At 52.3% G+C, this 12049-nt stretch carries 9 protein-coding genes and 2 tRNA genes; 7 read left to right on the forward strand and 4 right to left on the reverse strand.

All coding sequences use genetic code 11. From position 1 onward, the window contains the following. The first annotated feature begins 185 nt into the window (after positions 1-185). Genes AC0IWZ_RS08220 through narI form a run of 4 tightly spaced genes read left to right on the forward strand, consistent with a single transcriptional unit; the run spans position 186 to position 6842 of the window. Positions 186-3932: a nitrate reductase subunit alpha gene (locus AC0IWZ_RS08220; RefSeq protein WP_471677640.1), complete on the forward strand. Its 3747-nt coding sequence runs from the start codon at positions 186-188 to the stop codon at positions 3930-3932. Next, on the forward strand, positions 3929-5464 hold the full coding sequence (narH, locus tag AC0IWZ_RS08225; protein ID WP_034494970.1) for a nitrate reductase subunit beta: 1536 nt from the start codon (positions 3929-3931) through the stop codon (positions 5462-5464). The genes AC0IWZ_RS08220 and narH overlap by 4 nt, the downstream gene beginning before the upstream one ends. Beyond that, positions 5461-6162: a nitrate reductase molybdenum cofactor assembly chaperone gene (narJ, locus tag AC0IWZ_RS08230; protein WP_034494971.1), complete on the forward strand. Its 702-nt coding sequence runs from the start codon at positions 5461-5463 to the stop codon at positions 6160-6162. Before narH ends, narJ begins: the two co-directional genes overlap by 4 nt. Positions 6163-6164: 2 nt before the next feature. Beyond that, the gene (gene narI, locus AC0IWZ_RS08235; protein ID WP_115629021.1) at positions 6165-6842 is read left to right on the forward strand and encodes a respiratory nitrate reductase subunit gamma; all 678 of its coding nucleotides are present in this window, start codon (positions 6165-6167) and stop codon (positions 6840-6842) included. Positions 6843-7059: 217 nt separating this feature from the next. Here the strand turns inward: narI and AC0IWZ_RS08240 are convergent. From AC0IWZ_RS08240 to AC0IWZ_RS08255, 4 genes are all read right to left on the reverse strand, one after another. Beyond that, positions 7060-7144 (reverse strand) — tRNA-Tyr (locus tag AC0IWZ_RS08240). A gap of 50 nt (positions 7145-7194) precedes the next feature. Next, positions 7195-7279: transfer RNA gene (locus AC0IWZ_RS08245), tRNA-Tyr, on the reverse strand. 164 nt (positions 7280-7443) lie between these two features. Continuing rightward, complete coding sequence (purU, locus tag AC0IWZ_RS08250; RefSeq protein WP_034494973.1) at positions 7444-8286, reverse strand: formyltetrahydrofolate deformylase; 843 nt, start codon at positions 8284-8286, stop codon at positions 7444-7446. Positions 8287-8341: 55 nt separating this feature from the next. Further along, positions 8342-8800, reverse strand: coding sequence for a YchJ family protein (locus AC0IWZ_RS08255; protein WP_072011157.1), 459 nt, complete (start codon positions 8798-8800; stop codon positions 8342-8344). A gap of 116 nt (positions 8801-8916) precedes the next feature. Between AC0IWZ_RS08255 and rssA the strand changes: the two genes are divergently transcribed. The 3 genes from rssA (at position 8917) to galU (ending at position 12040) form a co-directional block, all read left to right on the forward strand. Next, positions 8917-9825, forward strand: a complete 909-nt coding sequence (gene rssA / locus AC0IWZ_RS08260; RefSeq protein ID WP_034494978.1) for a patatin-like phospholipase RssA — start codon at positions 8917-8919, stop codon at positions 9823-9825. Between the two features lie 93 nt (positions 9826-9918). Further along, on the forward strand, positions 9919-10932 hold the full coding sequence (rssB, locus tag AC0IWZ_RS08265) for a two-component system response regulator RssB (RefSeq protein WP_034494979.1): 1014 nt from the start codon (positions 9919-9921) through the stop codon (positions 10930-10932). A gap of 199 nt (positions 10933-11131) precedes the next feature. After that, positions 11132-12040: a UTP--glucose-1-phosphate uridylyltransferase GalU gene (gene galU / locus AC0IWZ_RS08270; RefSeq protein WP_034494981.1), complete on the forward strand. Its 909-nt coding sequence runs from the start codon at positions 11132-11134 to the stop codon at positions 12038-12040. The last annotated feature ends 9 nt before the right edge of the window (positions 12041-12049 follow it).

The raw sequence follows: 12049 nt of genomic DNA on the forward strand, positions 1-12049 counted from the left end.
GTTGCTTAACTATAAAGTACGGATTGCCACTTTGGTGGTATATCGACCGTCTACGTGCAAATCTTCCTCCGCCCCAGTTGATCGTTATCAATTCTCCCTTCATATGCGCGCGTTACCGTGCCAACAAATTAGCAATGTCGTATTCATAAGATAGAGCCTCCAGGCTCCACATCAGGAGAACCCCGATGAGCAAATTTCTTGACCGGTTTCGGTACTTCAAACAGAAGGGCGAAACTTTTGCCGATGGACATGGCCAACTGCTCGATACCAATCGTGATTGGGAAGAAGGTTATCGTCAGCGTTGGCAGCACGACAAAGTGGTTCGCTCCACTCACGGTGTAAACTGCACGGGCTCCTGTAGCTGGAAGATCTACGTCAAAAGTGGCCTGGTGACCTGGGAAACTCAACAAACTGACTACCCGCGTACTCGCCCGGATATGCCAAACCATGAACCACGCGGCTGCCCACGCGGCGCCAGTTATTCCTGGTATCTCTATAGCGCGAACCGCCTGAAATATCCTTTGATGCGCAAGCGTCTGATCAAACTTTGGCGTGAAGCGAAAACTCTGCACGAAGACCCCGTCGATGCCTGGGCCTCAATCATCAACGACCCGGAAAAAGCAAAAAGTTATAAACAAGCCCGTGGTCGCGGTGGTTTTGTGCGCTCAAGCTGGGCTGAAGTAAATGAACTGATTGCCGCCGCTAACGTCTTTACCGCAAAAACGTTCGGCCCTGACCGTATCGCAGGCTTCTCGCCGATTCCGGCGATGTCGATGGTGTCGTATGCTTCCGGCGCGCGCTACCTTTCCCTGATTGGCGGGACTTGCCTGAGCTTCTACGACTGGTATTGCGATTTGCCGCCAGCGTCACCGATGACCTGGGGCGAGCAAACTGACGTCCCGGAATCCGCAGACTGGTACAACTCAAGCTACATCATCGCCTGGGGTTCTAACGTTCCGCAGACGCGTACGCCAGATGCTCACTTCTTTACCGAAGTGCGTTACAAAGGCACCAAAACCGTGGCGGTTACGCCGGATTACGCTGAAATCGCCAAGCTGTGCGACCAGTGGCTGGCACCGAAACAAGGTACGGATGCGGCGATGGCGCTGGCGATGGGCCACGTTATGCTGCGTGAATTCCATCTCGATAACCCAAGCCAATATTTCACCGATTACGTGCGCCGTTACACCGACATGCCAATGCTGGTGATGCTCGAGGAGCGTGACGGCTTCTACGCCGCAGGCCGCATGTTACGTGCGTCCGATCTGGTTGATGGTCTGGGTCAGGAAAATAACCCGCAATGGAAAACCGTTGCACTCGATAACCAGAACGGCGAACTGCTGGCACCAAACGGTTCTATCGGATACCGCTGGGGCGAGAAGGGCAAGTGGAACCTGGAGCAACGTGATGGCACCAGCGGCGAAGAAGCCGAACTGCGCCTGAGCCTGCTCGGCAGCCACGACGAAGTGGCGGATGTGGGCTTCCCATATTTTGGTGGTGAAAGCACCGAACACTTCAGCAACGTTAAGCTCGATAACGTGCTAATGCACAAACTGCCGGTGAAACGTATTCAACTGGCAGATGGTTCAAGCACGCTGGTCACGACCGTTTATGACCTGACGCTGGCGAACTATGGTCTGGATCGCGGCCTGAACGACGAAAACTGCGCCTCCAGCTATGACGACGTGAAAGCGTATACCCCGGCGTGGGCGGAACAAATCACTGGCGTTTCTCGCCAGAACATTATCCGTATCGCTCGTGAATTTGCTGACAACGCCGACAAAACCCATGGACGTTCGATGATCATCGTCGGTGCCGGTATGAACCACTGGTTCCACATGGACATGAACTACCGTGGCCTGATCAATATGCTGATCTTCTGCGGTTGCGTCGGCCAAAGCGGCGGCGGCTGGGCACACTATGTGGGCCAGGAAAAACTGCGTCCACAAACCGGCTGGACTCCGCTGGCATTTGCTCTCGACTGGCAGCGCCCGCCACGCCACATGAACAGCACGTCATTCTTCTACAACCATTCCAGCCAGTGGCGCTACGAGTCGTTGACTGCTGAAGAACTGTTGTCTCCGCTGGCGGATAAATCCCGCTATAGCGGTCATTTAATTGACTTCAACGTGCGTGCTGAACGCATGGGCTGGTTGCCATCGGCACCGCAGTTGAACACCAACCCATTACACATTGCGAAGCAGGCGAAAGCGGCAGGCATGAGCCCGGCTGATTTCACCGCGCAGCAACTGAAAAGCGGCGATATTCGCTTTGCGGCGGAGCAACCAGATGCGGGCAATAACCATCCGCGCAACTTGTTCGTCTGGCGCTCAAACCTGCTGGGTTCTTCCGGTAAGGGCCACGAGTACATGCTCAAATACCTGTTGGGTACTGAGAACGGTATTCAGGGCAAAGATTTGGGCAAAGAAGGCGGCGTGATGCCGGAAGAAGTCGAGTGGGTTGATAACGGTCTGGATGGAAAACTGGACTTGGTCGTGACGCTGGACTTCCGCCTGTCGAGCACCTGTTTGTATTCCGATATCGTGCTGCCAACGGCGACCTGGTATGAGAAAGACGATATGAATACTTCGGACATGCATCCGTTTATTCACCCGCTTTCAGCAGCCGTTGACCCAGCCTGGGATTCAAAAAGCGACTGGGAAATTTATAAAGCCATCGCGAAGAAATTCTCCGAAGTGTGCGTCGGCCATTTAGGCAAAGAAACCGACGTGGTGACACTGCCGATTCAGCACGACTCCGCCGCAGAACTGGCGCAGCCGTTTGGCGTGATGGACTGGAAAAAAGGCGAATGTGACCTGATTCCGGGTAAAACTGCACCGCATTTGATCACCGTTGAACGTGATTACCCGGCGACTTACGAGCGTTTCACCTCGATTGGCCCGCTGATGGAAACCATCGGTAACGGCGGCAAGGGCATCGCCTGGAATACCCAGGCTGAGATGGACTTGCTGCGTAAGCTTAATTACACCAAAGCAGATGGCCCGGCGAAAGGCCAGCCGATGATCAACACGGCGATTGATGCCGCAGAAATGATCCTCACCCTGGCACCCGAAACCAACGGCCAGGTGGCGGTGAAAGCCTGGGCAGCACTGAGTGAGTTTACCGGTCGTGACCACACGCACCTGGCGCTCAATAAAGAAGACGAAAAGATTCGCTTCCGCGATATCCAGGCGCAACCGCGCAAAATCATCTCCAGCCCGACCTGGTCTGGCCTTGAAGACGAACACGTTTCTTACAGCGCGGGTTACACCAACGTTCACGAGCTGATTCCGTGGCGCACGCTGTCTGGCCGCCAGCAGCTGTATCAGGATCACCAGTGGATGCGTGATTTTGGCGAAAGCCTGCTGGTATACCGTCCGCCGATTGATACCCGCTCCGTAAAAGGTGTGATGGGTAAGAAATCGAACGGTAACCCGGAAAAAGCGCTGAACTTCCTGACGCCGCACCAGAAATGGGGCATTCACTCAACATACAGCGACAACTTGCTGATGCTGACGCTGTCACGCGGCGGCCCGATTGTCTGGATGAGTGAAATCGACGCCAAAGATCTGGGCATCGAAGATAACGACTGGATTGAAGTGTTCAACAAAAACGGGGCGCTGACGGCGCGTGCGGTTGTGAGCCAGCGTGTGCCGGAAGGCATGACCATGATGTATCACGCCCAGGAACGCATCGTGAACCTGCCGGGTTCTGAAATTACCGGTCAACGCGGGGGGATTCATAACTCGGTCACCCGAATTAGCCCGAAACCAACGCACATGATTGGCGGCTACGCGCAACTGGCCTACGGCTTTAACTACTACGGCACCGTCGGGTCAAACCGTGATGAGTTCGTGGTGGTGCGCAAGATGAAAGACATTAACTGGTTAGACGGTGAAGGCAACGACCAGAAACAGGAGAGCGTAAAATGAAAATTCGTTCACAAGTCGGCATGGTGCTGAATCTTGATAAATGCATCGGCTGTCACACCTGTTCTGTGACCTGTAAAAACGTCTGGACCAGCCGCGAAGGGATGGAGTACGCGTGGTTCAATAACGTCGAAACCAAACCGGGGATTGGCTACCCGAACGACTGGGAAAACCAGGAAAAATGGAAGGGCGGTTGGATCCGTAAAATCAACGGCAAACTGCAACCGCGCATGGGCAACCGTGCCATGTTGTTGGGTAAAATCTTCGCTAACCCGCATCTGCCGGGCATCGACGATTATTACGAGCCGTTTGATTATGACTATCAGCATCTGCATAACGCGCCGGAAGGTAAGCACCAGCCGATTGCACGCCCACGCTCGCTGATTACCGGCCAGCGCATGAACAAAATCGAAGCTGGCCCGAACTGGGAAGAGATCCTCGGTGGCGAATTTGAAAAACGCGCCAAAGATCAGAACTTCGTCAACATGCAGAAGGCGATGTACGGCCAGTTCGAAAACACCTTTATGGCGTATCTGCCGCGCTTGTGCGAACACTGCCTGAACCCGGCATGTGTGGCGACTTGCCCGAGCGGTGCCATCTATAAACGTGAAGAAGACGGCATTGTGCTGATTGACCAGGACAAATGTCGCGGATGGCGGATGTGCATCACCGGTTGCCCGTACAAAAAAATCTACTTCAACTGGAAGAGCGGCAAATCAGAAAAATGCATTTTCTGTTACCCGCGTATCGAAGCAGGCCAACCCACTGTCTGTTCCGAGACTTGCGTAGGTCGTATTCGTTACCTCGGCGTGTTGTTGTACGACGCGGATGCGATTGAATCCGCAGCCAGCACCGAGAACGAAAAAGATCTGTACGAGCGTCAGTTGAGCATTTTCCTCAACCCGAATGACCCGGCGGTGATTGAACAAGCGCTGAAAGACGGCATTCCGCAGAGCGTAATCGACGCAGCACAGCAGTCGCCAGTTTATAAAATGGCGATGGACTGGAAACTGGCGCTGCCTTTGCACCCGGAATATCGCACGCTGCCGATGGTGTGGTATGTGCCGCCGTTGTCGCCAATTCAGTCTGCGGCTGACGCAGGTGAGCTTCCGCATACCGGGATCCTGCCTGACGTTGAAAGCCTGCGTATTCCGGTGGAATACCTGGCAAATCTGTTGACTGCGGGTGACACCGCGCCGGTTCTGCGCGCTCTGAAACGCATGATGGCGATGCGCCATTACAAACGTGCTGAAACGGTGGAAGGTGTTCACGATATTAGCGCGCTGGAAGAAGTGGGTTTGACTGAAGCGCAGGCGCAGGAAATGTATCGCTATCTGGCCATAGCGAATTACGAAGATCGCTTCGTGATCCCAAGCAGCCACCGTGAACTGGCCGCAGATGCATTCCCTGAAAGCAAAGGTTGTGGTTTCAGCTTTGGTGATGGCTGCCATGGCTCTGACAGCAAATTCAACCTGTTCAACAGTAAACGTATCGACGCGATTGATGTGTCCAGCAAAACGGAGCCAAAACCATGATTGAACTTCTGGTGATTTCCCGCTTGCTGGAGTATCCGGATGCTGCCCTGTGGCAGCATCAACAGGAACTCCGCGAGGCATTGGCTGAAGGGAGTGCGTTAAATCTGCAACCGGCGGCCCAGCTCAACGGTTTCATTACCTCATTGTGCAACCGTGATTTGCTGGATGCGCAGGCAAGTTATAGCGAACTGTTTGACCGTGGCCGCGCGACCTCGCTATTGCTGTTCGAACACGTTCACGGTGAATCCCGTGATCGCGGGCAGGCGATGGTGAACCTGATGAACCAGTATCAGCAGGCGGGTATGGAAATCGACAGCCGCGAGTTGCCGGACCATCTTCCGTTGTACCTGGAATACTTGTCACAACGCGACGAAGCCGAAGCGCGTGGCGGTTTGCAGGATGTGGCACCGATTCTGGCACTGCTGGCAGCGCGCCTGAAACAGCGTGAAAGTGATTACGCCGTTCTGTTTGACGTGCTGTTGGGGTTATCGCAAAGCGATGTGGCCGTTGAAAGTGTGAGCCAACAAATTGCCGGTGAAGCACGTGATGACACTCCGCAAGCTCTGGATGCCGTTTGGGAAGAAGAGCAGGTGAAATTTGTTGCAGAGGCAGGGTGTGGCGAGTCTGAAATTAGCAGCCATCAGCGTCGTTTTGCCGGGGCTGTCGCTCCGCAGTATCTGAATATCGGAGGACAGTAATCATGCATTTTCTCAATGTGTTCTTCTATGACATGTATCCGTACATTTGCGGTACTGTTTTCCTGCTGGGCAGTTGGCTGCGCTATGACTACGGGCAGTACACGTGGAAAGCCGGTTCCAGCCAAATGCTCGATCGCAAAGGGATGAATCTGGCGTCAAACCTGTTCCATATCGGGATTCTGGGGATTTTCGCCGGGCACTTCCTCGGCATGTTAACGCCACACTGGATGTACGAGTCATTCCTGCCAATTGATGTGAAGCAGAAGATGGCGATGATTGCCGGTGGCGCATGTGGTGTGATGACGCTGGTGGGCGGTTTGCTGCTGCTTAAGCGCCGTCTGTTTAATCCACGTGTGCGGGCGACATCAAGCGTGGCGGATATTTTGATTCTGAGCTTGCTGATGATTCAATGCGCACTCGGCCTGCTGACGATTCCGTTTTCGGCTCAGCACATGGACGGCAGCGAGATGATGAAGCTGGTGGGATGGGCGCAGGCGGTGGTGACGTTCCACGGCGGCGCATCTGAGCATCTGGATGGCGTGGCGTTTATCTTCCGTGTGCATCTGGTGTTGGGGATGACGCTGTTCCTGCTGTTCCCGTTCACCCGTCTGGTGCATGTCTGGAGTGCTCCGGTGGAGTATTTGACGCGTAAGTATCAGGTAGTTCGCGCTCGTCGCTGAGTGTTGTTATTTGATTTGAAAGATACCTGGCTTCGGCCGGGTATTTTTTTGTGCTTTTGTTGATGGTGTCGGATGACGCTGCGCTTATCCGACCTACGGAACGGTTTTGCGTTTGGTGTTGAATTTGGTTTTGTAGGTTGGATAAGCATAGCGTCATCCAACAAAGGATCTGTATGCAGTGCGATTTGGAATTTGTTTGGGAGGTACTACTTGAGAATGGTGGCGGGGGAAGGATTCGAACCTTCGAAGTCGATGACGGCAGATTTACAGTCTGCTCCCTTTGGCCGCTCGGGAACCCCGCCAGGGGTGTGATGCTTGTTTAAAACTACTGGCCGAACTTAATGCTTGAAGATGGTGGCGGGGGAAGGATTCGAACCTTCGAAGTCGATGACGGCAGATTTACAGTCTGCTCCCTTTGGCCGCTCGGGAACCCCGCCAGGGGTATTACTTTTTGTTGGCTTTCTTGCTCGCGTCCTTTGTCTGGAAGCGGGGCGCATCATATCAAATGAAGCGCCGCTGTAAAGCATTCGCTGTAAGAAAATGAATCGTTTGCCGTTTTTTTACACGTAACGTCGTAAACCTAAGCAATTACATGATTGACCTACAGAATAATCGTGCGATTACCATAAACAAACACGCGTTGCGCCAGAACCTGATACAGAGCACGGCTCAAAACATTTTTCTCAACATCACGCCCGGCACGCATCATATCTTCTGCGGTGTAGGTGTGATCGACGTGAATCACATCCTGCATGATGATTGGGCCTTCATCCAGATTGTCATTCACATAGTGCGCGGTGGCGCCAATGATCTTCACGCCGCGCTCGTAGGCCTGGTGATAAGGGCGTGCGCCAATAAAAGCAGGCAGGAATGAGTGGTGGATATTGATAATCTGGTTCGGGAAGCGTGAAACGAATTCTGGAGTTAACACGCGCATGTATTTAGCCAGCACCACATAATCAGGTTGATGCGCTTCAATCGCGTCAGCCATCTGTTTATCGTGATCTTCGCGCGTCAGACCTTCATGGCTCACCAGCTCAAACGGGATATCAAAACGCTCGACCAGAGTGCGCAGCGTTTCGTGGTTGCCAATAACGGCGGCGATTTCGACATCGAGGCCGCCGTAATTCGCTTTCATTAATAAATCGCCCAGGCAGTGCGCTTCTTTAGTGACAAGAATCACCACGCGGCGACGGCCAGCAGGAATGAGTTCACGCAATGAACCTTCAGGCAATGCGCCATCCAAATCTGCCAGCAAAGTGGTGTCGTTGAAAATACCTTCGAGTTCGGTACGCATAAAGAAGCGCCCGGTGCGATGGTCAACAAACTCATTGTTCTGAACGATGTTCAGTTCGTGCTTGTAACAAATATTGGTGATCTTGGCGATCAGGCCCTTTGCGTCAGGGCAAATGGTGCGGAGTACTTTTCGCTGTAATGATTGCATTGCAGGGTGAGTCCTGTTGTTCGTTTGTTTGCTAAATATCTTGTGCCACGTCGCGTTAACGCCCACAACACTTTTTATATTTTTTGCCGGAACCGCAAGGGCAGGGGTCATTACGACCAAATTGCGGGCGGGTTCCGTCGACATAGTACCACTGACCGTTTTCCTTTAAGAAACGAGAACGTTCAATGATGGCACTTTCCTCGCCTTGCTCTTCAAAGCGTGCGACGAAACTGACGAAACCTTCGTTTTCGTCATCGCCATCTGCCGATTCATAAACGGTTAGACCCAGCCAGTGCGTCGTCGCAAAGCTACCGGAAATATCGGTCTTCAGCGAAGGGCTACGAGTCTGGGGATACCAGGTTGCGACAAGGTAATCTGCGTCTTGCATCACATAGGCGCTATAACGTGAGCGCATAAGCTGTGATGGTGTTGGCGCATGGCGCTCCGCGCGTAGGTAAGGCTGGCAACATAAGCTATACTCCAGACCGCTACCACAAGGGCAAAGTTGCGACACAGCATCTCCTTGGTTACAAAAAAATAGTCAGCGTAAATACGCGGGGTAGTTATGTTAACTGAGCTGTGGCGAGTTCGCCACGCGGTGATATACCGGGGAAGAAAGACCGAGGCGAAATGAGACAGGTAAAGATCGGCCTGGCATTAGGGTCGGGAGCAGCAAAAGGATGGGCGCATATTGGTGTCATTAATGCGTTAAAACGAGCGGGAATTCAGGTTGATATCGTAGCAGGTTGCTCGGTGGGGGCGCTGGTTGGCGCGGCGTACGCCAGTAATCGTTTACCTATGATGGAACGCTGGGTGCGTTCGTTCGGCTATTGGGACGTACTGCGGCTGATGGATCTTTCCTGGCGTCGTGGCGGTTTGTTACGTGGCGAGAGAGTTTTCAACAACGTCCGTAAAATCATAACTGAAGAAAAAATTGAAGATTGCGCGCTGCGGTTTGGCTCGGTTGCAACCAATTTAAGCACCGGGCGCGAGTTGTGGTTCACCGATGGCGATCTTCATCAGGCCGTACGTGCTTCTTGTAGTATGCCGGGGCTGCTGTCGCCTGTCGGATACAATGGTTACTGGCTGGTGGACGGAGCGGTGGTTAACCCGGTGCCGGTGTCGCTGACCCGCGCGTTAGGCGCTGATATTGTTATTGCAGTCGATCTCCAGCATGACGCCCATCTAATGCAACAAGATTTACTTTCCGTAAATATGACCACGCCGTTGGCTGAAAACCAGGTGCAACCGGATTCCTGGCGTGGCCGTTTACGCGAGCAGCTCGGAAAAATCACTACGCGACGCGCTAATACCACGCCGACGGCCATGGAAATCATGACGACCTCAATTCAGGTGCTGGAAAACCGCTTAAAGCGCAACCGTATGGCCGGTGATCCTCCTGATATTTTGCTCCAGCCATTTTGCCCTCAGATTTCTACCCTGGATTTCCACCGCGCCGCAGAAGCGATCAGTGCGGGGAGTCTGGCCGTCGAGAAAAAGATGGATGAGCTGTTACCTTTGGTTCGTACCCATGAATGAGTACGGTGAAAACTCGCATCTTCGGGCAATTCTGACAGGCGGTGATTGTCATACCATGCCACTATTGATCTATCGCCAGTCAGGGGAGCGCACATGACACAGCCACTCGTTGGAAAACAGATTCTCATTGTTGAGGACGAGCCCGTTTTCCGCTCTTTGCTGGAGAATTATCTTTCTTCTTTAGGGGCAATCATTGCCGTTGCCACTGATGGTATCGACGCTCTGGAAAAAATATCCACTTTTGCACCCGATTTACTGATTTGTGATTTGGCGATGCCGCGCATGAATGGGCTGAAATTAGTCGAGCATCTGCGTAATGAAGGGGTGCAAACGCCGATATTAGTTATCTCCGCGACTGAGAATATGTCAGACATCGCCAAAGCACTGCGTTTTGGTGTGCAGGATGTTCTGCTTAAACCTATTAAAGATCTTAACCGCTTGCGTGAAACCGTTTTTGCTTGCCTCTATCCCAATATGTTTAATTCGCGGGTTGAAGAAGAAGAACGTTTGTTCCAGGACTGGGACGCGCTGGTCAGCGACCCGCAGGCGGCGTCTAAATTACTGCAAGAACTGCAACCCCCGGTGCAACAGGTGATGTCGCATTGTCGCGTCAATTACCGTCAACTGATTACCCTCAATCAACCTGGGCTGGTTCTGGATATCGCTCCGCTTTCAGAAAACGACCTGGCATTTTATTGCCTCGATGTGACTCGAGCAGGGGATAACGGCGTGTTAGCTGCACTGCTATTACGGGCATTATTTAATGGCTTATTGCAGGAACAGCTTTCCCACCAGCATCAGCGGTTACCAGAATTAGGGAATTTGCTTAAACAAGTTAACCAGTTATTACGACAAGCTAATTTGACCGGACAGTTTCCCCTCATGGTTGGCTATTACCATAGCGAGCTTAAAAACCTCATTTTGGTCTCCGCTGGACTGAATGCGACTTTAAATACCGGCGAGCATCAAATTCAGGTCAGTAATGGTGTGCCTCTGGGCACTCTGGGCAATACTTACCTTAATCAGATTAGCCAGCGTTGCGAATCCTGGCAGTGTCAGGTGTGGGGTTCAGGCGGGCGTTTAAGACTCATGTTGTCTGCGGAATGAGCATCTGGATGCTTGAAAACATTTAGGTTTTCTCCCCTATCTTTGCTGGTGCTAATATCGTACTTAACCAACTCGTATTTATCTTAAATTACCAGCGCAGCGGGTAAACAGCGGCAGATTTCATTTTTAAGCTGATATACTCGATGCGTATTTTAATTGACTTGCAAGTGAAAACTTGAACAGTCCAGGAGATTTTTCAATGGCTGCCATTAATTCTAAAGTAAGAAAAGCAGTAATCCCTGTTGCGGGATTGGGTACACGCATGTTACCGGCCACCAAGGCAATTCCAAAAGAGATGCTGCCGCTGGTTGATAAGCCACTTATTCAATATGTGGTCAATGAATGTATCGCCGCAGGTATTACTGAAATTGTGCTGGTAACGCACTCGTCGAAAAACTCCATCGAAAACCATTTCGATACCAGTTTTGAACTGGAAGCCATGCTGGAAAAACGCGTTAAGCGCCAGTTGCTGGAAGAAGTTCAGGCTATCTGCCCACCGCATGTAACTATCATGCAGGTTCGTCAGGGTCTGGCGAAAGGCCTCGGCCACGCCGTTCTGTGTGCGCATCCGGTTGTCGGTGATGAGCCGGTAGCGGTTATTCTGCCTGACGTAATCCTCGATGAATTCGAGTCTGATTTGTCTCAAGACAACCTGGCAGAAATGATCAAACGTTTTGATGCGACAGGCCACAGCCAGATTATGGTTGAGCCGGTAGAAGACGTGACGGCTTACGGTGTTGTTGACTGTAAAGGCGTTGAATTAAATGAAGGTGACAGCGTGCCGATGGTTGGCATTGTTGAGAAGCCAAAAGCAAACGTCGCGCCGTCCAACCTGGCTGTTGTGGGCCGTTACGTGCTGACCGCCGATATCTGGCCGCTGTTGTCCAAAACGCCTCCAGGTGCGGGCGATGAAATTCAGCTGACTGACTCCATTGCGATGCTGATGGAAAAACAAACCGTTGAAGCGTATCACATGAAAGGCGTGAGCCATGACTGTGGTAACAAACTTGGCTATATGCAAGCGTTTGTGGAATACGGTATTCGTCACAACACTCTGGGTGCTGATTTCAAAGCATGGCTTGAAGAGACGGTTGGCACGAAAAAGTAATTCATTGCA

The organism is Buttiauxella sp. AC142, from assembly GCF_979253435.1.

Bases quoted from the DNA above. Each gene is read 5' to 3' on its own strand.
- narI (WP_115629021.1), top strand. From the start codon at position 6,165: ATGCATTTTCTCAATGTGTTCTTCTATGACATGTATCCGTACATTTGC.
- galU (WP_034494981.1), top strand. From the start codon at position 11,132: ATGGCTGCCATTAATTCTAAAGTAAGAAAAGCAGTAATCCCTGTTGCG.
- rssB (WP_034494979.1), top strand. From the start codon at position 9,919: ATGACACAGCCACTCGTTGGAAAACAGATTCTCATTGTTGAGGACGAG.
- rssA (WP_034494978.1), top strand. From the start codon at position 8,917: ATGAGACAGGTAAAGATCGGCCTGGCATTAGGGTCGGGAGCAGCAAAA.
- AC0IWZ_RS08220 (WP_471677640.1), top strand. From the start codon at position 186: ATGAGCAAATTTCTTGACCGGTTTCGGTACTTCAAACAGAAGGGCGAA.
- narJ (WP_034494971.1), top strand. From the start codon at position 5,461: ATGATTGAACTTCTGGTGATTTCCCGCTTGCTGGAGTATCCGGATGCT.
- purU (WP_034494973.1), bottom strand. From the start codon at position 8,286: ATGCAATCATTACAGCGAAAAGTACTCCGCACCATTTGCCCTGACGCA.
- narH (WP_034494970.1), top strand. From the start codon at position 3,929: ATGAAAATTCGTTCACAAGTCGGCATGGTGCTGAATCTTGATAAATGC.